The organism is Epibacterium ulvae (assembly GCF_018678075.1).
GTDB classification, from domain to species: Bacteria; Pseudomonadota; Alphaproteobacteria; order Rhodobacterales; family Rhodobacteraceae; genus Epibacterium; species Epibacterium ulvae_A.
Genome location: NZ_JAHHIR010000050.1, coordinates 35,152 through 55,226, shown reverse-complemented (window position 1 = coordinate 55,226; position 20,075 = coordinate 35,152). Strand labels below are relative to the sequence as shown.

Genomic DNA, 20,075 nt, shown 5'->3' with positions numbered 1-20,075 from the left:
CTCATGTTGACCATCACAGACATCAGCGTTTCCATTCAGCGCACGCCGATTTTGAAATCGGTAGACCTCTATCTGGATGCGGGGCAAACTTGTGGGCTGATCGGACGCAACGGCGCGGGGAAAACAACCTTGATGCGTGCCATAATGGGGGCTTTACCGGTGACCGGCGATGCAATCCGGTTCAACGGTCAGGATTTGACACATGCCAAGGCGCACGAAAGATCCGGCCTGGGCATCGGCTACCTGCCTGAAGACCGCCGTTTGGTCCCGCATTTCACAGTCGAAGAGAACATCATGGTGCCCTTGTGGGCTACCAAAGAACGCGACCGCAAACGGGTGAAATGGGTTTACGAGCTGATGCCTGAAATCGGCCGCTTTGCCGATCGACGCGCTATGACACTGTCCGGCGGGCAGCAAAAATTGGTGGCTTTGGCGCGTTCCTTGGTTGCGGGCAGTCAACTGTTGTTGCTGGATGAACCTTTTGAAGGTGTCGCCCCCGCCCTCGCACAGCGACTGATGGAAGTCGTGTCGGATCTGAAAGCGGAGAACCTTGCCGTGTTGATCTCTGAGTCGGATTACACACACTCCCAACGTCTAGTGGACAAGGTCTACACAATTGAACGCGGCCAGATAAGGGTTGCGACATCCGAAAACTTGACCTGATCTAACGCATGGATTTCACGTGGCTAAAATCCCCTTCCGGTTGAAAGGGGCCCGCAAAGCGATGAAATGGCTGGAATTGGGTACATTATTGGAGCAACAATTCGCGCCCGAGTCCACCGAATAGCTTGACACTTCTGGCCACGACAGCCCTATGGTATTGACCTTCGATATATTGAAAGAATTTCGGTGACATTTTGAACGTAACGTCTCCAAACCAAACTGCGCCTGCGACAAAGAAAAACGTCCCCGCACTGGTCCGCGGTCTCAAGGTTCTGGAGTTTGTGGCTACCAGTGTTGAGGCACCAAACCTGTCCAAGATCGTAGCCGAAGTGGGCTTGCCGCTCAGCTCTGCACATGCCATCTGCGCGACGCTGGTCTCGGAAGGATATTTTGAAAAAGCGAGCGACGGAACTTTTGGGCTGACCCATCGGATCCTAGATCTGGCCAGCTCGAAAATCGCCGAATACGACATCGTCGAAGAGTTCTACCGCCTGTGTGCTCGGTCAGAAATCCTATGCAGCAATGGGGTCACGCTGACCGTACGGGAAAACGCTGAGGCCTATTTTGTTGCAGTTCGCAATTCTCCGCATCCAGTTGGATATACGTTTCGCACCGGCACGCGGGTGCCTGCTTGCTGTATTGCTTCGGGCCGCGCGATGCTGGCCGATCTCAGCAATGAAGAGGTTTGCGCCCTCTACCCGTCCGAAGACCTGCCACAGCTTACCAAGTCACAACCCAAGTATCGTGGGCAGCTACTGGGTATTTTGGACGACGCCCGCCAGGCCGGATATGCGCAAGAAAGCAAGGGCCTGCGCCCTTCAATGGTTTCCTTTGGCGCGGCGATTTCTTCGTCTTCCGGGCCGTCGAACATGGCTGTCTCTGTGACGCTCTACGAAGAAGACATGTCAGAAAACACCGAAGCCGAAGCAATTGAGGCGCTAAAGGCGCTGGCCTCTCAGCTGTCCCGTGCAAGCCGTATGATCGCCTGAGAGCACGTATTAAACCGGCAAAGGCTCTGCGTCCGGTGCCAGTTCGATGGCGCGCGATGGAAAGCCTGCGCGGTGATCGCAGGCTTTCCATCAATCATATCAGGCCTGTGTTGGCTGGGATTTATCTGCGCCGTTGGGTCCCGGTTTCAGATACCCAACCGCCAGAGCCGAGGTCGCAACCATGACAGCCGCAACGCCCAGCATCAGGGGCAGACCGCCGATCTGATAGGTCAGACCGGACAGCAAGGTGCCAACCAGACGCCCTGCCGCATTCGCCATATAGTAAAAGCCCACATCCATCGTCACCCGTTCCGCCTGCGTAAAAGACAGGATCAGGTAGGAGTGCAGTGACGAGTTGACCGCAAAGATTGCACCAAACGCCAACAAACCAACCACCACGCTGACTGTCAGCCACAGATGTGGCGCGCCTGCGACCAAAGCGGCAGCAGTCAGTACAGCCGGCACCACAGCCAAGGCCCAGGCCCATCCACGTGCCACCGAAATCAACGCGTCGTCCGTCCGGTCCTTGGCCCGCAAAATGCGGGGTGCATTGGCCTGGACCAACCCATACAGAATCACCCAAACCGCCATAAAGGTGCCGATCAGAAAGAACGCGCCCCGGTTGCCTTCCTCGGTGCCATCAGACAGCACCGCGTAGAAATAGATCGGGATACCAACAACAAACCAGATGTCGCGCGCGCCGAACAAGAACACCCGCGCGGCGCTCAGCCAGTTCACATTTGCGGACTTGGAAAAGACCTCAGAGAACTTGGCCCCTTTGCGCCCCTTGGGCAGACCCGGAGGCATCGCAAAAAGCACCGCCAGCAGGATCACACCCAGGATCGCCGCCATGCCAAGCACCGCCCAGACAAAGCCGAACAGCGCAAGTAGAGCGGCCCCCAACAGGAAGCCGAGCCCTTTTACCATGTTTTTGGAGCCGGTCAGGATGGCCACCCAACGGAAAAGGCCTGCGTCCTCTGATGGTGCCAGCAGTTTGACGGCCGACTTGGACGACATCTTTGCCAGATCCTTGGCCACTCCGCTTGCGCCTTGTACCAGCATCACAAACAGGACTGAGACAGTGACCGTCCAGCTGGGATCAAGCTGCGCCAACGCCAAAAGCGCCACAACCTGCAGACCCAGCCCCGCATAAAGCGTCGACGTCAGACCAAACCGCGCAGCAATCCAACCGGCACAAAGATTGGTGATGACCCCGGCAATTTCATACAGCACGAACAGATAGGCCAGCTGCACCGGGGAAAAGCCCAAGGTGTGAAAGTGCAACAGCACCAGCATGCGCAGCGCACCATCTGTCAGCATAAAGGCCCAATAGGCAGCGGTGACAGCAATATAGGCTGACATGCCTTCAGGCCGCGTTGCCTGATCCGTCATAGGGAGGCTCCGACCATAAGGGCGACGTCGACCAGACGGTGCGCATAGCCCATTTCATTGTCATACCACGCATAGACTTTGACCTGGGTGCCGTTCACAACCATGGTCGATGGCGCATCCACAATGCCGGAACGCTGATCATTGGTGTAATCCGTGGAGACCAGCGGGCGTTCCTCATAGCCCAGGATATTTTTCAACGCCCCTTCAGAGGCTTCTTTGAACATGGCGTTGACTTCTTCGGCGGTGGTCTCGCGTTCGACCTCAAACACACAGTCGGTCAGCGAGGCATTCAGCAAGGGAACCCGCACCGCGTGACCATTCAGACGGCCTTTGAGCTCGGGGTAGATCAAAGTGATCGCTGTCGCGCTGCCAGTTGTGGTGGGGATCAGGGAGTTCAGAGCCGAGCGCGCGCGGCGCAGATCTTTGGCCGGACGGTCCACGATGGTCTGTGTGTTGGTCACATCATGGATCGTTGTGATGGAGCCATGTTTGATCTTCAGGTTTTCGTGGATCACCTTCACAACCGGCGCAAGGCAGTTGGTTGTGCAGCTTGCTGCCGTGACGATATTGTGGCGCGCGGGCTCATAGGTTTCTTGGTTGACGCCAATGACGATATTGGCGGTTTCCCCGTCTTTGACCGGCGCAGAGACCACCACTTTTTTGGCACCTGCGTCAAAGTAAGGCTGGATCTTGGTTTCGGTTTTGAAAACACCGGTACAGTCGATGACAACATCCACACCCTCCAGCGGCAGCTCGGAAATGTCACGTGTGCCGATGAACGGTAGCTGAACGCCGTCGATGGTGACGCTGTCGCTTTCAAAAGAGAAATCAGCGTCCCAACGCCCGTGGATCGTGTCAAATTCCAGCAGATGCGCGTGCATCTCAGGGTCACCCACCGCGTCGTTGATCCATGCGATCTTGGCCCCTTGGGCCAGCAGTGGTTTTAGGGCGAGCTTGCCGATACGGCCAAGGCCGTTGAGAGCATAAACAGTCATTTAAATTATCCTTCTTCGCTGGATTGACCGATTTCATCGACTGCTTTTTGCAGGGACAGACGGTCGAGCGATGTAAGTGGCAGGGCAGTAAAGGCGATCATCCGGTTGCGCAAAGCGCCGTAGGTTTGTTGAAACGCCAGGCTCTTTTCGGCGTCGGACCCTTCGACTTTGACCGGATCAGGCAGGCCCCAATGAGCGCTGATCGGCTGACCATGCCAGGAGGGGCAATCTTCGTTTGCGGCCTGATTACATACGGTAAAGACGAAATCAAATTCCGGCACATCCACGCCTTGGAATTCGGACACGTTTTTGGACCGCAGCGCCGCGACATCGTGGCCCTTTTGCTGCAGAACTTCGATCGCAAACGGGTTCAGTTCCGAGCGGGGCTGGGTGCCGGCCGAATAGGCGACAAAACGATCACCTGCGAGGTCACGCAGGATCGTTTCTGCAAAGATTGAGCGCGCAGAGTTACCGGTGCAGATGAAAAGAACATTGTACATACCGCTGTTCATTGGAATTTCTCCATTTGAGGCGGGGTTGATAAAGGGGGCACAAATTTCGGGACGTCCTCTGCAACAGTCGTGCAGAAGGTAGTCAAAGGTTTCGCGCGCGGCATCCATGTCGATGCTATAGCGCAGCGAGGTTCCGACCCGTTCTTGCGCAATCAAACCGGACTGTTTGAGCGCATTCACATAGGTCGACAGCGTGTTTGGTTTCAACCCAAGCGCCTGCGCCAATTCGGTCGCGGGCACGCGATCCGGATAGCGACGCATCAACAGGCGAAACAGAGCCAACCGTTGCGGGTGGCCGAGTGTAGACAGGCGATTTGAGACATATTGTTCCATAATTCATGAATATATGAATTATGGGGATTTAAAAGTGAAAGTTTTGTAACGGGCGCCCTACCGCCTCCGACCTCGATCGAAATGCTCCCCGTCGACCGGCGCGGTGCAGACGTCGAAAATGAATTTGGCACTTGGAGCGCTGAAGGAACGTGGATCACGCTTTCGCAACGTGCACTGCGATGGAGGCGAAGCGAAAGGCCACGATGATGCTGGCGATTGACGCCGCCACGTGGGTGCTCGCCTCCGCTGGTCTGTTGGACGGGCACAAGGCAACGCTCCATTGGCAGGAGTTGGACACGTTTGCCGAGGTCGAGGTGACAACAGCCCGCTTTTTCCGCTCTGGCCGGTTCATGATATGCGGCGGGGCAAGCACGGCCTTAGATATGATCCTGTCCCTCATCCAGGGCCATTTTGGTGCGGCCGCAGCCTTTGATGCCTCCACCATGTTCATCTACGACCCAGAGCGGCAGAGCGAGATCGGCCGCGGCGCGGTACGACTGCGCGAGCAAGGCTCTGCCAAATTGCTGGCCGCACTGGATGTCATGGCGGAAGATATCGAACAGCCGCTCACCACGTTTGAATTGGCCGCGCGGTCGTCGCTGTCGGAGCGGTCGTTAAACGGGCTGTTTCAGGCTGAATTGGGGCTGACACCGGGGAAGTATTGCCACCTGTTTCGCCTGAAACGCGCCCGCACACTGGCCGAGGATACGCAGCTGAGCCAGGAACAGATTGCATTGCGCTGTGGGTTCTCTTCCGGTGTTTCCCTATCACGTTCCTTTCGTGCGGAATTCGGCGTCTCGATCCGGGAAACCCGTGGCAAATGACCCGCACCCTGCCGCAGGTCGCCAACCCTTAGCGTGACGGTGCTGCGGTCGCACGCGCGCGCAACGTCTTGATCAGCAGATCATGGAAATCTTGCCCCACCCGCGACATTTGCCGGGATTTTGAGGTCACCACGGCCATCTCCATCGGAATCTGGGGCGCAAACCTGCACATAGTCACGCCAAGCTCCTGATCATCTTCGGAGGCGAATTGATCCACCAGCGCGACCCCCATGCCTTGCTTTACAAAACTCAGAAGGTTCTTGAACAAATGCGAATGCACCCGCGCCCTGAGCGGGATGCCCGCGTCATCAAAGGCCTGCCGCAGGCGTCGCTGCGTCGGATGTTGCGGTCCCATCACAACAAAAGGGGTGTCGCGTAGCAACCGTGGCGTCAGCACCTCGTGCTGTGCCAACGGATGCCCATTGGGCACGGCGATGTAGGTCTCAAACTGCAACAAAACAGCGTCGAGGTTTTCGTGAAACAGCGGTGCTTCGCAGATCCCGATTTCAAACAATCCCGCAGCAACCCATTCCTGAACCTTGCCGGAATACTGCGACTGGAACGAAATCGTCACGTCAGGCCGTTCGGCTGCAAATTCAGCGATCAGGCGCGGCATGAACCCAAATGAGATCGAATGCTGCGAGGCCACCTGCAACTGTCCCAACCGGTTGCTTTGCAAATCATTCAGCGTCTGACTTGTGCGTTCCAAACCCCGCACCAAAGTGTCGACTTCCTCAAACAGAATATCCGCCTCGGGCGTTGGGATCAGACGCCCATGCAGCCGTTCAAACAGTTTGATGGCGCTGCTGGCTTCCAATTGAGACAGGAGATTGGAAATTCCGGGCTGGGAAATGCCCAGTTTTTCAGCGGCACCGGTCACAGTGCCGCTATCCATAATGGCGTGAAAGGCTTGGAGCTGACGAAATCTGGGCTTCATGGCGGTTTTATAATTTTTCGTGATGTCTTTGGCAAATTTTTGTATTTGAAATGATGCCAAGCGCTCTCCACTCTAGCCGCAGTCGAATGTGTGGAGCGAATATGAACAAGCCTTCTGTGGTCGTCATTGGTGCCGGGATCGTGGGTGCAGCAAGCGCGCTGTGGCTGCGGCGCAAAGGGCTGGACGTGACATTGATCGACAAGAACACGCCCGGCCACGGCGCGTCCTTTGGCAATGGCGGTATCCTGGCGCGCTGTTCTGTGGTTCCGGTCACCGGTCCGGGTCTGATGGCCAAAGCACCGGGATATCTGTTGAACCGGAATTTTCCACTGTTCATGCGCTGGCGCCACCTGCCGCGCCTTCTGCCCTGGCTCGCGCGTTACATGGCAAATGCCAATGCAAAGGACACGACCCGGATCTCCCACGGTTTGAACGCGCTTCTGGGCGACAGCGTGGATCAGCACCTCGCCCTGTCCGCAGGAACGCCAGCCGCGAAATGGGTCAAAACCAGCGACTACAGCTATGTGTACCGCGACCGCGCCGCCTTTGAGGCCGACCGATTTGCCTGGGATCTGCGCCGCGACGCAGGGTTTGAGCCCGAGATTGTCGAAGGCGCAGAGGTGCGCGCCCGCGAACCCATCCTCGGCCAGGACGCGGGGCTTCTGGCTGTGAACAAAGACCACGGCTATGTGACGGATCCTGCCAACTATGTGCAGGATCTGGTGCAGGTCTTTGAAGAGATGGGCGGAAAACGCGTTCAGGCCGAGGTGAAGGATTTCACCTATACCGGCGACAAGATCACAGCGGTTGAGACCGATCAGGGCGCCTTTCCCTGCACCCATACAGTTCTGGCGGCGGGGGTTTGGTCGAAGCCATTGATGCAAAAACTGGGTGTGCAGGTGCCGCTAGAAGCCGAGCGCGGTTATCACATCCTGTTCAAAGGCCCGAGCCAGACGCCCAATGCCCCGATGATGCTGGCTGAAGGGAAATTTGTCGCCACCCCCATGGCAGCCGGTCTGCGCTGTGCGGGCGTTGTGGAGTTTGGCGGCTTGAGCGAGACGAAATCCCGTGCCCCTCTGGATCTGCTGCGCAAAAGCGTCCGTCGGATGTTTCCCGGCCTCACTGCAGAGTCCGAAAAAGAATGGCTGGGCTTCCGCCCTGCCCCCACAGACAGTCTCCCACTGGTTGGTGAAATTCGCGGCTCTGGCGTTTTTACGGCCTTTGGACATCATCATATCGGCTTGACCGGTGGCCCGAAAACAGGTCGCCTCATAGCTGATTTGATCGGAGGGGATACGCCAAATGCGGACCTCAGCCCCTTTGACCCAATGCGCTTTACCAAGCGTGCATAAGAAAAACCGATAAAACCAACAGGAGTGCCACCAATGAAATCCGTATCAACCGTCAGCTTACTGCTCGCGCTCGGCGCGACATCTGCCATCGCCGAAAAATGGGACATGCCCACCGCCTATTCCGCCAGCAATTACCATTCCGAAATGGCCGTGGCTTTTGCCGATAAGGTCCGCGACTACACCGATGGCGCCGTGGACATCACTGTGCATCCGGGCGGCTCGCTCTATGGCGGCGCTGAGATAAAGCGCGCTTTGCAGACAGGTCAGGTCCCAATCGGTGAGCGTTTCATGTCGGCCCACGCCAACGAGTCCCCCATTCTGGGCTGGGACAACCTGCCCTTTGTCGCCACGACCTATGCCGACAACGAAGCCCTGTGGCAGGCCGCCAAAGGTCCCGTCAACGAAGTGCTGGCCGAACAAAACCTAGTCACGCTCTATTCCTGCCCATGGCCGGGCCAGGGGTTTTATTTCAAAAAAGAAGTGGGCTCATCTGACGACACCCAAGGCATAAAATTCCGCTCCTACAACACCGCTACGGCGACCTTTGCCGAACAGCTGGGCATGATCCCCGTGCAGATTGAGGCGGCCGAGTTGAGCCAGGCGCTGGCAACCGGCGTGGCGGAGGCCTTTATCTCATCCGGGTCAACCGGATATGACCGCAAGGTTTGGGAACATCTGACCCATTACTACAAGGTCAACGCCTGGCTGCCGCGCAACTATGTGATGGTCAACAAAGGCATCTGGGACGGGCTGGACGACGCTGCCAAAGCCGGTCTGCAAAAGGCCGCAGATGAAACGGGCGCCGCCTGCCTTGCCAAATCGGAAGAGCTTGCCAATTGGTATTTCGAACAGCTAGAAGCCAATGGCATGACCGTGGAAGACGCAGAAGACGGCTTCAAGGCGGAGCTGGAAACCATCGGTGCCAAAATGACCGCCGAATGGCTTGAAACCGTTGGTGACGACGGACAGGCCATTCTGGACGCATTCGCCGCCAAGTAACCTCATCCTTTTGGTCCTGCGCTGCCCAAGGTGCAGGACCTTTTTGCGGAGAATATCATGCGAGACTGGCATCTTGTGCTGGGCCTACCATTGTGGGTCTGGCTGTTTGTTTTTCCAACCTGCCTCGCCGCATTGTGCCTGTTTCAAGGTCCGATGATGGTGGGGCTGTTGCGTCCAATCTGGCGCGTCCTCGACAAGGTCTATGTGGCGGCTGGCGTCGTGGCGTCCTTTTTCATGGTCAGTATTTTGCTGCTGATCGTTGCACAAATGGTGGCGCGCTGGTCCTCGCTCACCTTTCCGGGATCCACCGAATATTCCGGCTATGCGATGGCTGCGACCTCGTTCTTTGCGCTGGCCTATGCTTTGACCCAAGGGGCGCATATTCGTGTGTCGATCTTGTTGAATGGCAAAAACGGCCACCGGTTCTGGCTGGATGCGGTGGCCATGTTGTTGTCCGCCTGTGTCGCCACGTATTTTGCCCGCTACGCGATTAAGACCAATTTCCTGTCGGAACTGATCAACGACCGCACCCAGGGGCAGGATTTTGTGCCGGAATGGCTGCTGACGTCCGTCTCTATGTTTGGCACCTGGCCGTGGAACTGGGGGAGGCTCTGGGCTGAGAGCGGATCGGATTGGGTCTACACGCCGATCTGGCTGCCGCAAATTCCGATGTCAATCGGCACCGTTTTGCTGGCTGTTGCCGTCTGGGACCATCTGACCCGCCTTCTTGCAACCTGCGAAGTCCACATCCAGCAGGAAGGCGTCGAATGACCGAGCTTTATGCAACTGCAATCTTTATCTTCACACTCTTTGCCCTGTTGGGCGGTTCGGTGTGGATCGGCATGGCGTTGATGGGCGTCGCCTGGGTAGGGATGGAGCTGTTCACCTCCCGCCCCGCGGGCGACGCCATGGTCACCACAATATGGTCTGGAGCTTCGTCCTGGACCCTGACCGCGCTGCCGCTGTTTATCTGGATGGGAGAGATCCTCTATCGCACCCGTCTCTCCGAAGATCTGTTTCGCGGCCTTGCACCGTGGATGCGGTTCCTACCCGGAGGCCTGCTGCACACCAATATCGCCGGCTGCACCATTTTTGCTGCGGTTTCTGGCTCTTCTGCTGCAACGCTCAATATGGTGGGCAAAATGTCGATCCCGGCCCTGCGCGAACGCGGCTATCCGGAATATATGATCATTGGCACATTGGCCGGTGCCGCGACACTGGGCCTAATGATCCCGCCGTCGCTTACGTTGATCGTTTACGGCGTGACGGTGAACGAAAGCATCACCAAACTGTTCATGGCCGGCGTTCTGCCTGGCCTCGTGCTGGCTGGGTTGTTTGCCACGTACATCATTGGGTGGCACTACTTTGGCAAAGGCGCGCGTCCGGCCCCGGAACCGCGCATGTCCTTTGGCGCGATGCTCTCCGAAAGCCGGTTTCTGGTGCCCGTTTTGGGGCTGGTCTTTGTGGTGATCGGGTCGATGTACATGGGCCTTGCCACCGCAACCGAAGCCGCCGCTGTTGGCGTTCTGGGCGCATTGGGGCTGTCGCTGTTGCAAGGTTCGCTGAACTGGAAATCCTTCTCTGTCAGCTTGATGGGCGCGACCAAGACATCTGCGATGATCGCCTTGATCCTGATGGGGGCTGAGTTCCTGTCGCTGTCGATGGGCTTTACCGGCCTACCGCGCGCGATGGCCACTTTGATCGAAAGCTACAACCTGTCACCGGTTGCGCTGATTGCGGTGCTCACCGTCTTCTACCTTATTCTCGGCATGTTCATGGACGGTCTGTCCTCGGTTGTCCTGACCATGGCGATTGTGGAGCCGATGATCCGGACCGCCGGGATTGATGTGATTTGGTTTGGGATTTTCCTGGTGGTGGTGATTGAAACCGCGCAGGTCACGCCGCCTATTGGGTTCAACCTCTTTGTGCTGCAAGGCATGACCCGGCACGAGATTTCCTACATCGCAAAAACCGCCATTCCTATGGTGGGGCTGATGCTGCTGATGGTGGTGATCCTGGTGGCCTGGCCGGAACTTGCGACATGGCTGCCAAACAGCGTCCGTCCGCAGGGATAGCGTGGCGGTCTGGCGGTCTTAAAACGTCGTGGGGGCCAATTGGCCCCCATGTCTCATTCTGCCGCAATGGCGGGCGTCTCATCCCCCAACGCAACCTGTGCTGCAGGCAAGGTGATTGTGAAACACGCACCCTCCCCTGCGTTATGAGCAGTAATCAAGCCGCCCATATCGCGGATCGTGCCAAAGCTGATCGACAGGCCCAGCCCGGTGCCTTTGCCCGGCTCCTTGGTGGTGAAAAACGGCTCAAACAGTTTGTCCAAGACACTATCCGGAATGCCGCCGCCGCTGTCCATGATGCGCAGAACATGACCGTCCGGCGTGTCGAACTTAGCCTCGACCTGAACCGTGCCACCGCGCCCCTCCTGAGCGTCAATCGCGTCGCGTGCATTGCTAAAGAGGTTTAATAGCACCTGCTCAAAAATCACCTTTTCACCCATCACAGTGCCATCCCCCGCCTCTGGTAGCGACAGTTTGAGCGAGACATCCAGTGTCTGCAGCTGGGCCCGCGCCAATGTCACCATTTCGGTAAGCGATGCCCGCAGATCAAAGGGCTCCATCGTGCCTTCCGCTTTGCGCCCAAAGACCCTCATGTGGTTGATGATTTGGGAGGCGCGTTCTGTCTGCTCTCCCATCCTGAGCAATTTGGCCTTGAAATACTCCGCGTCGAATTTGTCCTTTTCGATCCGTTTCACACAGTTTGATGCGGCCATGCGGATCACGCCCAAGGGCTGATTCAACTCATGTGCGATGCCCGTCGCCATCTCACCCAGTGTTGCCATTTTTGACGCTTGGATCAGTTGGTGTTCGTTGTGGCGCAGCTCTGTCACGTCTTGTGCGGACCAGACCACGCCGACGCCATCGACATCCGTTTGCACGGTCAGCAGGATCCGATCCGGTGCGCGCTTGATCTCTTGCGGCGTGCCGTGTTCTCGGGCGAGCTGATCTTTGATCCAGACCGCTTGATTGGTGCCAGCGTCCGGGAAGGCATCCGCTGCACAGCCTGCCTGCAAGAAAAGCTCCAACGTGAAGTCTTCGGGCAATGTTTCCAGGATGGGCTGGTTAAAGGCCCGGAAGGCTCGGTTCAGGAACAAGACCTCGCCTGTGGTGCCAAAAATCGCCACCTGTTCATCCAACTGATCAAAAGCGGAGATCAGACGCTGTTGTTCATGACGCGCCTGTTCGACCGCTTGCATCGCATTTTGGAAGACCACAGTTGCGCGTGCCATATCGCCGATTTCATCGCTGCGATCCGTGTCCGGCACCGTTACCCCGTCTTCGTTTTTCGAGATCTGCCGCATACAGTCGACAATCACCCCGACCCGTTCTTTCTTGGCCAGGAGCGTATTGCGTTGGCTCTGCAGAACCGCGCGATCCTGTGACAGGGTGCGGGCCATTTCATTGAAACACAGCGCGGTATCCGCCAGCTCGTCACCACCACGCACCCGGATCTGACACTCCAGATTTCCCGTCGCAATCTCGCGCGCGCCCTGGCGCAGCCCGCTCAACTGATGGGTCAGGATAGAGCCGAGCCCGTAGCCAAAGACCGCAACCAGCGACATTCCGATCATCGCCACAATCACGTTCCAGCGCAAGGCGGCTGCGATCTCTTCCTCGACGGCAAGCGTGGACAGGCCCAATTCAATAACGCCAAAGGTCGTGCCTTCGACTGTGATCGCCAGGTCGATGTCGATCACATGATCCGTGCGAGCCGTGTCAAATGATGCGTCACGTTGAAATGGCACGGCCAGGGCATCAGCGGCACCGCCTTCGGACAAGACAATCCCGTCGGGGCTCCGCACCCGCAGATAGGTGAGCTCTTCACTGCCAAGCGCAGTTTCAATCGTCGCATCCAGCGTCGCAAGATCCGTTGCGATCACCGCATCAGACACCGCATTTGAAAACACCCGCGCGGTGGATTCAGCACGTTGATACAGCTGCGCCGTCGCAGATCCGCCCAGCGCAAATTGGTTGATCGCAATCAACAGCGCCATGACCGTCAATTCGATCATGGCAATCCCTAAAATAGTTTTCAATCGGAAGGACATACAGCATCCCCCGCTTGTGAAATCCCGGTCTCTTCGCGGGTCATTTCGAGGGCACGTACATCGTCCCAATCCGCATCATGGGCGGCCTCAAACCCTTTCATGCCGACCCCTTTGACCAGCTCAGGTTTTTCCGCGGCAATCGCCATCAAGGCGTCTTGGATTTCGGTTGAGAATGTTGCGCCTACGCCGTCATGGACGGCAATGGCATGCGGGGTGAAGCCCTCGGTTTCGTAAACCACCTCCAACTGCGCGCGGATTTCCGGGTCTACCGCGTTAAAGGTCCGCGTGACCCCGCCGCCCGCAGGCATCAGCCCCGCCGCCACCGCGCGATAGACACTGTCATGGGATTTAACATAGGCCGGTTCGAACGCGATATCGCGATCGCTGAGCGTCGCGCGGGTCAGGATACTGGCGCCAAAGGCACCGGGCGATGGGAAGGCGATCTGGGATCCATCCAAGACCTCCAACGCATCCAGATCCGCCCCTTTGCGCGCGACGATGACCCCTTTCAACCGTTTATGGGACTGGCGCGCTACCGCACGATAGGCGCTTTCTTCGGCAAAAATCGTGTAGTGCATCGGGTTCATATAAGCCATGTCATAGGCGCCCGCGGCCAGGCAGGCCTCAAACGACGGGATGTCTTTGGTGGTTCTGAACCGGAATGTGACCCCGGTTCGTGTGCTCAGCTCTGCCAACAACGGGCCCCACATTCGGGCCAAACGGCTGGCAGATTGTTGCGGCACGATGCCAAATGTCAAAACATCCGATGACGGGGCATCGGCCGTTGTGGCCTGAGCAGCCGGGGCGCATGTGACACCAGCGCAGAACGCGGCAAGAACAAGGCGCTTCATACCACTGCTCCCGTCACCACACCCTCGATCTGGGTGGTTTTGTCATGCAGGGTCTGCGCGGTTTGCTGGACCTTCTCCAGCAGATTGTCATCACGGTCGGGATTGTCCGTCAGTGCCGCGCCCTTGCCGGCAAAAGCCTTGATCGAGTCGATCAACGCATCCGGCTCCAAGGGTTTGCTGAGGAAATCAACCGCCCCCGCCTGCGCCGAGCCGTTAAAGGCCCAGGGATCGCCGCTGGTCACAATGTAGGACAGGTCGCGATCTGGGAACCGAGCCTGGGCACGAGAGACCAGCTGGAAGCCGCTGGACGTGTCGCCGGACTGGTCGATGAAGTGAACATCAGTTACCACGACGCCGATGTAGGGGTACCATTCCAGCACCTCCAGCGCCATATCAACATTGCCCGCGATAATTGCAGTCCAACCTTCCAGCTCAACAATATCCTGAAGCTCTTCCAGTGCTTCCTTGTCATCGTCGACCAGCAGAACGGTTAGGTTTGCTTTGCAATCTTTTGTGGAAATATCAGCCATTGAACGCACTCCTCATAACCAAATTTGTGAGGTCACAATGGCGGATAGAGATGCGCGGCAACAAACCCTAATCCAGAGTCATATCCCAAAGCGTTTTGGCCGCCTATTCCAAAGGATATTGCGGCCTAATCCAAGGAGGGATGGCGAAAACTGGGGCGTCGACTGTTAAAGAATTGCGTCCAGTTTTTCAATTAACTCTTCAATATCAAGTGGTTTCGCAAAACACGCAACGGCACCGCTGGCCATTGCGTCCGCTCGATTGCTTTCAGCGCCGTGCCCGCTGACCACGATAAGCTGCCCACCAAAGCCCGTTTCCTTTAGTTTCCGGATCAGCTCCAATCCCCCCATTTTGGGCATCTTTAGATCCGTCACGACAACATCGAACGCCATAACATCACACAACTCTAGCGCGTCTGGCCCAGATTCCGCGGTCGAAACCTCATAGTCTTCCAGCTCGAGGGATTCTTGAAGTTCTTCACGCAGCAAGGGTTCATCGTCTACAATCAAAATATGGGCCATGGTACCTCCACAAATCTCGGAGTTACGCTAATGCGGACTTCCTAATATCTTTATAAAGCACGGTAGCGCATTAGTCGCTGCGCAGCTTGTCCAGACGCTCCGGCAGAACCGTGCTCAGCCGATCCGCAACAACCCGCGTTGCGCGAACCAGCGGGCGGCGCGTGTCGACAGACAGCACAATGTTCTGCGGTCGCAGGCTTGCCTCATCCAGGGGCAGGAAAGCCAAGACCCCGGCCTCCAGCTCGGGCAAGACATCCAGTTGAGAGGTTAAAATCGCTACGTCGCCAGCCAGCACCGATTGCTTCAACAGCTGTAAGGAATTGGTCACCAGAACCGGTGCATTTTCCGCAAACAGCCAACCGTGGCGGCTGTCCAGATATTTGCGGATTGGCAACAGCGCGCTTTGAGAGGCGGTTGCCACCCCCGACAACATGGCCAAGGTCACAGGTGAACGCGCAGCCAAGGCGTGCGACGGGCGTACCACGCATCCAAAGGGCAGCTCCCGCTCCCATATGCGGTGTTGAAAGCGCCCATTGGGCAGGTTGAACGCCAAGACCAGATCGACGGTCCCCACATCCAGCGCCTGCCCAGCTTGGGCCGGGGTCATGATATCGATGTCCAGATGGATCCTGGGGTGTTCCGTTTGGATCCACGCGACCAACTCGGGCAGGATGCCATTGGCCAGGCTGTCCATCGCCGCCAAGCGCACGGTGCCATGTTCCTGGCCGCGCATCTCTTTCAACCCACCTTCCAAACGTTCCGCATCCGCCTGCCAGCGTCGGGCCATGACAATCACGGCCTCCCCAGCGGCGGTGGGTTTCATTCCGCGCGGCAAGCGTTCAAACAGTGGCGACTGGCTGGCCTCCTCGATGGATTTGATCTGGCGATCAATGGCCGAGGCCGCAATGCCAAGTGCGCGTGAGGCCCCCTGAACCGAGCCATGTTCCGCGACCGCCAAGACATAACGCAGCTGACGGGGCACCAGATGAAGCGACATATGTAATGTTCCATTCTCTTTTTGAGAACGCAGAATTGCTTATTTCATCATAGATGGCAATGCGCTGCGTGGTTAGGCTTTGATTAAGACATCAATCCACAGGACCTCTTTGTGACCACACCTCTGACAGACACCGAATTGGACAGGCTCAACCACGCGGATGACGCGCTGGCCGCAGAGCTTTTGCTGCCCTTTATTGAGCGCGCGCCGCAGGTGGCTGAACTGGTCGCACAACACCGCCCCTTCGCATCCCCTGATGCTATCGCCCGCAGCATTCAGACCGCCATTCAAACCCTGCCCGAGGATGATCTTTTCTCCTTGTTCCGCGCCCATCCTGAATTGGCCCCTCCGACCCCCGAAACAATGACCCGCGCCTCACAGGAAGAACAAGGGCGCCTTGGCCTGGATGCCCCGGACGCCGCACTGACCGCGCGGTTCACCCAGTTAAATACTGAATATCAGACGCGGTTTGGCTTTCCCTTCATCCTGGCCCTGCATCGGATGAGCGGCGTGTCAGAGGTTTTGCAGGTCTTTGAAGACCGCCTGAAGCGCACCCGCGACGCTGAGATCAAACAGGCCGTCGCCGAGATTGCATCTGTCAGCGCAGCCCGTGTCACCAAAGCCTTTGGCGAAGCGGGGCACAGATGACAGCTGGCGGTATCTCAATCCATTGCGTTGACGTGTCAACAGGTCGGCCAGCCGAAGGGTTGGCAGTGCGCCTGCTGCGGGTCGATGATAGTGGCGAAACTGAATTGGCCCACGGGCAGTGCGGTGAAACCGGTCTGTTTGATCACCCCACGGTTCAGGGCCACGGGATCACATCTGGCGAATACATCGCCGAATTCGAGGTCGCTGCCTATTACGCAGGCACTGACGCTTCACAAGACCGCGCGCCTTTCCTCAATGTGGTGCGGTATCATTTCGGCGTCGGCGATGCCCAGCAACACTATCACCTGCCGTTCAAATTCACGGCTTGGGGATATTCACTGTTTCGCGGGGGCTTATGATGCAGATTGAATTGGAAGACGGCCAGCGCGCTACGTTGGGCCAACAGGTCGAGCGGATCGCCGGCGCGTCGGTTCTGGTGGCGTTGAGCCTCTATTTCATGATCGGCGGGTTTGAGTTGGGGCTTGGAAGCCCGTTTCGTCCGGGCACCGGGGCGTTTCCGTTCTTCTCCGGTCTTGTCCTGCTCGCCCTGGCAGCGGCGATTTTATGGCAGGATCTGCACTCCACCGGCATCACCGAACGCCCTGATTGGGTGTCCTTTGGCGCGATAGTCTCCGCGCTGATGGTCTTTGCCCTTGTGACGGAGCGTTTTGGGCTGTTGCCTGCAACATTTCTGACCGTGCTCACAGCATCGGCGCCCGATCGCAGCCTGCCGTGGTGGGGTAAAATCCTGCTGGGCCTCTTCATGGCCGCGCTTGGCTATGTTCTGTTCATCGAGGCGCTTGGCCTCCCGTTCAAAGCATTTCGGGCGTTTTAAGCGATGGAAATTATTGCAAATTTCTCAGGCGGATTGGGCACTGTTCTACAGCCCCAAACCCTGCTCTATTGTTTCATCGGCGTCTTCCTGGGCACGTTCATCGGCGTCTTGCCGGGCATCGGCTCTATGGCCGCGATTGCGATGATCCTGCCCTTGTCGTTTTATCTGGAGCCGACCGTGGCTATCGTGATGATCGCCGGGGTCTATTATGGTGCGGAATACGGCGGCTCGATCGCGTCGATCCTGATGAACATTCCGGGCACACCGTCCTCATCCATCACCTGTATCGATGGCTATCCCATGGCCCGTCAGGGTCGCGCGGGCGTAGCCCTGTTCATCACCTCAATCGCCTCATTTGGGGGCGGGATCATTGGTATGATTGTGATGGCGGTTCTGTCGCCTGGGCTTGCGAAACTGGCGCTGCAATTTGGCCCGGCCGAGTATTTCTCGGTGATTTTCTTGGGCCTTATCGCGGCATCGGCCGTCAGCAATGGCGGAGCGCTGCGCGGCATTGCCATGGTGATGGCCGGGCTGATGCTGTCCACCGTGGGCATCGACCTCACAACTGGCGATCTGCGCTTTACCCTTGGCGTGCCCGAACTGCGCGACGGGGTGCATCTGGTGATCGTCGCCATGGGGCTGTTTGGGGTGGGCGAGCTGATCGCATCGATTAAGGCCAACCAAACCGGCCGTGGCCGTCAAGAGATCGACTACACCAAATTCTACCCCACCCGTCGCGAATGGCGTGCCTCCTTTGGCCCCATCTGGCGCGGTGGTCTGATCGGATCCTTCTTTGGCGCGCTACCTGGCACCGGCCAGACCGTCGCCGCGGCCGTGGGTTATGCGGTTGAAAAGAAAGTGTCCAAAAACAAAGACCAATTTGGCCAAGGCGCCGTAGAAGGCGTGGCCGTACCGGAATCCGCCAACAACTCAGCCACCCAAACCGCGTTTATTCCCACGTTGACGCTGGGTGTGCCGGGCAGCGCCAGCATGGCAATGGTCATCGGTGCCCTGATGATCCACGGCATCACCCCCGGCCCCCGCATTTTGACCGAACACCCCGAGCTGTTCTGGGGTCTGGTCGCCAGCTTTCTGGTGGGCAACATCATGTTGCTGGTCTTGAACATCCCGCTGATCGGCATGTGGGTGCGACTGCTGCAAATCCCGTACAAGCTGATGTATCCGGCGATCATCGTGCTGATCTGCATCGGGGTCTATTCGCTTAACAACAACGTCTTTGACATCTGGATGACGCTGTTATTCGGGATCGCGGGTTATCTGATGCGGCTTTACCGCTTTGAGCCTGCGCCCCTGCTGATCGGCTTTGTTCTTGGCCCGATGATGGAAGAGCAACTGCGCCGCGCCCTTCTTCTATCACGCGGTGACGCCATGGTGTTCCTGGAACGTCCCATCAGCGGCGGCCTGCTCGCAGTGTCTGCTTTGATCCTGGCCTATGGCCTGTGGACCACTCTGCGCAAATCGCGCGCACCCAAAACCGCTCATTCCAATAACAAAACCTCGTCCAACACAGGAGCCTCCTCATGACCCTCTCACTCACGCGACGTGCGCTTATGGCGCTGACCTCTGCCGCCGTATTTGCCCTGCCTGCTGGCCAAGCTCTGGCAGAACCGGGCGCTTGGTCCGATGAACCGGTGCGCATCGTTGTTACCTTCCCACCCGGTGGCACCTCGGATCTGGTGGCGCGCCTTCTGGCCAAACATCTGGATGAATCCTTCGGTCAAAAGGCCGTCGTCGACAACCGTCCCGGTGCAGCAGGCACAGTTGCGGCTGACTTTGTCGCCGATCAGGACGCGGATGGCACCACGTTGATGATCGCCAACAACGCCCCCTTCACCATCGCACCGACCCAGTTCGAAGAACTGCCCTACGCGCCAATGAACGACTTCACCCATGTGGCCTATATCGGTGCCTCCGCGCCCGGTCTGTTTGTGAAGCCTGACAGCGGCATCACCACGGTGTCGGAATTTGTTGAGGCAGCCAAGGCGAACTCAATCTCCTACGGCTCATCCGGCGTTGGCTCCATCAGCCACATCTTGGGCGAAGCGGTGGACGCAAGCCTGCACGTTGAAACCCTGCACATCCCCTACCAAGGCAGCGCACCGGCGATCCAGGACTTCCGCGCCGGTGTTTTGGACACGTTCTATGACATGGTCGCGCAGAACTCGGACATGATCGAAGACGGCGAGGCAGTGGCGATCGCGATTGCAGCTTCTGCACGCTTCCCCGGCATGCCGGACGTGCCTACGTTCAAGGAACAGGGTTTTGACATCGTGATCGAAAACTGGGTCGGCCTGACAGGTCCTGCGGGCATTGATCCGGAAATCGCAGCCAAGATCCATGAGACCACGCTGGCCGTTTTGGCCTTGCCCGAAGTTGCCACAACTCTGAACGATCTCGGCATCACCCATCAGCCGCTGTCGACCGAAGCGTTCACCGGCTTTGTTGGCACACAGATCGACGTCTGGAAACCGCTCATCACTGCAGCGGGCGTAAAGGGTAAGTAATCCCGCCAGATCGACAACGCTTGGGAAAGCGGAGGTGCGTGGCAAGCGATTGCC

The 20,075-nt window shown here is 57.7% G+C and carries 21 protein-coding genes; 12 read left to right on the top strand and 9 right to left on the bottom strand.

Annotation, left to right across the window (positions count from 1 at the left end; all coding sequences use genetic code 11):
• Window positions 1–3 precede the first annotated feature (3 nt).
• Entirely contained in the window at window positions 4–663 is a 660-nt protein-coding gene (locus tag KMP13_RS13205) for an ABC transporter ATP-binding protein (RefSeq protein ID WP_215266315.1), read from the top strand.
• A 194-nt stretch (window positions 664–857) separates the two neighbouring features.
• Window positions 858–1,652 (top strand): IclR family transcriptional regulator, encoded by a 795-nt coding sequence (locus KMP13_RS13200; RefSeq protein WP_215266314.1) that lies wholly within the window; start codon window positions 858–860, stop codon window positions 1,650–1,652.
• 99 nt (window positions 1,653–1,751) lie between these two features.
• On the opposite strand, the gene arsJ is transcribed toward KMP13_RS13200, so the two are convergent.
• Genes arsJ through KMP13_RS13185 form a run of 3 tightly spaced genes read right to left on the bottom strand, consistent with a single transcriptional unit; the run spans window position 1,752 to window position 4,884 of the window.
• Complete coding sequence (gene arsJ, locus KMP13_RS13195; protein WP_215266313.1) at window positions 1,752–3,044, bottom strand: organoarsenical effux MFS transporter ArsJ; 1,293 nt, start codon at window positions 3,042–3,044, stop codon at window positions 1,752–1,754.
• Window positions 3,041–4,039, bottom strand: a complete 999-nt coding sequence (locus KMP13_RS13190; protein WP_215266312.1) for an ArsJ-associated glyceraldehyde-3-phosphate dehydrogenase — start codon at window positions 4,037–4,039, stop codon at window positions 3,041–3,043. The genes arsJ and KMP13_RS13190 overlap by 4 nt, the downstream gene beginning before the upstream one ends.
• 5 nt (window positions 4,040–4,044) lie before the next feature.
• Entirely contained in the window at window positions 4,045–4,884 is an 840-nt protein-coding gene (locus tag KMP13_RS13185; protein WP_215266311.1) for a helix-turn-helix domain-containing protein, read from the bottom strand.
• 179 nt (window positions 4,885–5,063) lie between these two features.
• Between KMP13_RS13185 and KMP13_RS13180 the strand changes: the two genes are divergently transcribed.
• A complete protein-coding gene (locus KMP13_RS13180) occupies window positions 5,064–5,708 on the top strand; it encodes a GlxA family transcriptional regulator (RefSeq protein WP_215266310.1) in 645 nt (214 codons plus the stop codon).
• Window positions 5,709–5,736: 28 nt separating this feature from the next.
• On the opposite strand, the gene KMP13_RS13175 is transcribed toward KMP13_RS13180, so the two are convergent.
• Window positions 5,737–6,645 (bottom strand): LysR family transcriptional regulator, encoded by a 909-nt coding sequence (locus tag KMP13_RS13175; RefSeq protein WP_215266309.1) that lies wholly within the window; start codon window positions 6,643–6,645, stop codon window positions 5,737–5,739.
• A 101-nt stretch (window positions 6,646–6,746) separates the two neighbouring features.
• Here KMP13_RS13175 and KMP13_RS13170 point away from each other — a divergent pair, with 101 nt between their 5' ends.
• From KMP13_RS13170 to KMP13_RS13155, 4 genes are read left to right on the top strand one after another with little or no spacing between them, the layout of a single operon-like run.
• On the top strand, window positions 6,747–7,997 hold the full coding sequence (locus tag KMP13_RS13170) for an NAD(P)/FAD-dependent oxidoreductase (protein WP_215266308.1): 1,251 nt from the start codon (window positions 6,747–6,749) through the stop codon (window positions 7,995–7,997).
• Between the two features lie 33 nt (window positions 7,998–8,030).
• Entirely contained in the window at window positions 8,031–8,996 is a 966-nt protein-coding gene (locus tag KMP13_RS13165; RefSeq protein ID WP_215266307.1) for a TRAP transporter substrate-binding protein, read from the top strand.
• 57 nt (window positions 8,997–9,053) lie between these two features.
• A complete protein-coding gene (locus KMP13_RS13160; RefSeq protein WP_215266306.1) occupies window positions 9,054–9,767 on the top strand; it encodes a TRAP transporter small permease in 714 nt (237 codons plus the stop codon).
• A complete protein-coding gene (locus KMP13_RS13155) occupies window positions 9,764–11,071 on the top strand; it encodes a TRAP transporter large permease (RefSeq protein WP_215266305.1) in 1,308 nt (435 codons plus the stop codon). Before KMP13_RS13160 ends, KMP13_RS13155 begins: the two co-directional genes overlap by 4 nt.
• Window positions 11,072–11,124: 53 nt before the next feature.
• Here the strand turns inward: KMP13_RS13155 and KMP13_RS13150 are convergent, their stop codons facing one another.
• The 5 genes from KMP13_RS13150 to KMP13_RS13130 all read right to left on the bottom strand — a co-directional run bounded on the left by KMP13_RS13150 (window position 11,125) and on the right by KMP13_RS13130 (window position 16,013).
• Window positions 11,125–13,080, bottom strand: coding sequence for an ATP-binding protein (locus KMP13_RS13150; RefSeq protein WP_215266304.1), 1,956 nt, complete (start codon window positions 13,078–13,080; stop codon window positions 11,125–11,127).
• A gap of 20 nt (window positions 13,081–13,100) precedes the next feature.
• Entirely contained in the window at window positions 13,101–13,967 is an 867-nt protein-coding gene (locus tag KMP13_RS13145; protein ID WP_215266303.1) for a phosphate/phosphite/phosphonate ABC transporter substrate-binding protein, read from the bottom strand.
• A complete protein-coding gene (locus KMP13_RS13140; protein ID WP_215266302.1) occupies window positions 13,964–14,497 on the bottom strand; it encodes a response regulator in 534 nt (177 codons plus the stop codon). Before KMP13_RS13140 ends, KMP13_RS13145 begins: the two co-directional genes overlap by 4 nt.
• A gap of 165 nt (window positions 14,498–14,662) precedes the next feature.
• A complete protein-coding gene (locus KMP13_RS13135; protein WP_215266301.1) occupies window positions 14,663–15,016 on the bottom strand; it encodes a response regulator in 354 nt (117 codons plus the stop codon).
• A gap of 70 nt (window positions 15,017–15,086) precedes the next feature.
• Window positions 15,087–16,013: a LysR family transcriptional regulator gene (locus KMP13_RS13130; protein WP_215266300.1), complete on the bottom strand. Its 927-nt coding sequence runs from the start codon at window positions 16,011–16,013 to the stop codon at window positions 15,087–15,089.
• 111 nt (window positions 16,014–16,124) lie between these two features.
• Here KMP13_RS13130 and uraD point away from each other — a divergent pair, with 111 nt between their 5' ends.
• Genes uraD through KMP13_RS13105 form a run of 5 tightly spaced genes read left to right on the top strand, consistent with a single transcriptional unit; the run spans window position 16,125 to window position 20,021 of the window.
• Window positions 16,125–16,661 (top strand): 2-oxo-4-hydroxy-4-carboxy-5-ureidoimidazoline decarboxylase, encoded by a 537-nt coding sequence (gene uraD / locus KMP13_RS13125; RefSeq protein ID WP_215266299.1) that lies wholly within the window; start codon window positions 16,125–16,127, stop codon window positions 16,659–16,661.
• Complete coding sequence (locus KMP13_RS13120; RefSeq protein ID WP_215266298.1) at window positions 16,658–17,020, top strand: hydroxyisourate hydrolase; 363 nt, start codon at window positions 16,658–16,660, stop codon at window positions 17,018–17,020. Before uraD ends, KMP13_RS13120 begins: the two co-directional genes overlap by 4 nt.
• Window positions 17,020–17,496 carry a tripartite tricarboxylate transporter TctB family protein gene (locus KMP13_RS13115; RefSeq protein ID WP_215266297.1) on the top strand — a complete coding sequence of 159 codons (477 nt, stop codon included), beginning with the start codon at window positions 17,020–17,022 and terminating at the stop codon, window positions 17,494–17,496. The genes KMP13_RS13120 and KMP13_RS13115 overlap by 1 nt, the downstream gene beginning before the upstream one ends.
• A 3-nt stretch (window positions 17,497–17,499) precedes the next feature.
• Entirely contained in the window at window positions 17,500–19,041 is a 1,542-nt protein-coding gene (locus tag KMP13_RS13110) for a tripartite tricarboxylate transporter permease (protein WP_215266296.1), read from the top strand.
• A complete protein-coding gene (locus KMP13_RS13105) occupies window positions 19,038–20,021 on the top strand; it encodes a Bug family tripartite tricarboxylate transporter substrate binding protein (RefSeq protein ID WP_215266295.1) in 984 nt (327 codons plus the stop codon). The genes KMP13_RS13110 and KMP13_RS13105 overlap by 4 nt, the downstream gene beginning before the upstream one ends.
• The last annotated feature ends 54 nt before the right edge of the window (window positions 20,022–20,075 follow it).

Coding starts and splice junctions, on each gene's coding strand:
- KMP13_RS13205 (WP_215266315.1), top strand. CDS start 4: ATGTTGACCATCACAGACATCAGCGTTTCCATTCAGCGCACGCCGATT.
- arsJ (WP_215266313.1), bottom strand. CDS start 3,044: ATGACGGATCAGGCAACGCGGCCTGAAGGCATGTCAGCCTATATTGCT.
- KMP13_RS13190 (WP_215266312.1), bottom strand. CDS start 4,039: ATGACTGTTTATGCTCTCAACGGCCTTGGCCGTATCGGCAAGCTCGCC.
- KMP13_RS13185 (WP_215266311.1), bottom strand. CDS start 4,884: ATGGAACAATATGTCTCAAATCGCCTGTCTACACTCGGCCACCCGCAA.
- KMP13_RS13180 (WP_215266310.1), top strand. CDS start 5,064: ATGGAGGCGAAGCGAAAGGCCACGATGATGCTGGCGATTGACGCCGCC.
- KMP13_RS13175 (WP_215266309.1), bottom strand. CDS start 6,645: ATGAAGCCCAGATTTCGTCAGCTCCAAGCCTTTCACGCCATTATGGAT.
- KMP13_RS13170 (WP_215266308.1), top strand. CDS start 6,747: ATGAACAAGCCTTCTGTGGTCGTCATTGGTGCCGGGATCGTGGGTGCA.
- KMP13_RS13165 (WP_215266307.1), top strand. CDS start 8,031: ATGAAATCCGTATCAACCGTCAGCTTACTGCTCGCGCTCGGCGCGACA.
- KMP13_RS13160 (WP_215266306.1), top strand. CDS start 9,054: ATGCGAGACTGGCATCTTGTGCTGGGCCTACCATTGTGGGTCTGGCTG.
- KMP13_RS13155 (WP_215266305.1), top strand. CDS start 9,764: ATGACCGAGCTTTATGCAACTGCAATCTTTATCTTCACACTCTTTGCC.
- KMP13_RS13150 (WP_215266304.1), bottom strand. CDS start 13,080: ATGATCGAATTGACGGTCATGGCGCTGTTGATTGCGATCAACCAATTT.
- KMP13_RS13145 (WP_215266303.1), bottom strand. CDS start 13,967: ATGAAGCGCCTTGTTCTTGCCGCGTTCTGCGCTGGTGTCACATGCGCC.
- KMP13_RS13140 (WP_215266302.1), bottom strand. CDS start 14,497: ATGGCTGATATTTCCACAAAAGATTGCAAAGCAAACCTAACCGTTCTG.
- KMP13_RS13135 (WP_215266301.1), bottom strand. CDS start 15,016: ATGGCCCATATTTTGATTGTAGACGATGAACCCTTGCTGCGTGAAGAA.
- KMP13_RS13130 (WP_215266300.1), bottom strand. CDS start 16,013: ATGTCGCTTCATCTGGTGCCCCGTCAGCTGCGTTATGTCTTGGCGGTC.
- KMP13_RS13120 (WP_215266298.1), top strand. CDS start 16,658: ATGACAGCTGGCGGTATCTCAATCCATTGCGTTGACGTGTCAACAGGT.
- KMP13_RS13115 (WP_215266297.1), top strand. CDS start 17,020: ATGCAGATTGAATTGGAAGACGGCCAGCGCGCTACGTTGGGCCAACAG.
- KMP13_RS13110 (WP_215266296.1), top strand. CDS start 17,500: ATGGAAATTATTGCAAATTTCTCAGGCGGATTGGGCACTGTTCTACAG.
- KMP13_RS13105 (WP_215266295.1), top strand. CDS start 19,038: ATGACCCTCTCACTCACGCGACGTGCGCTTATGGCGCTGACCTCTGCC.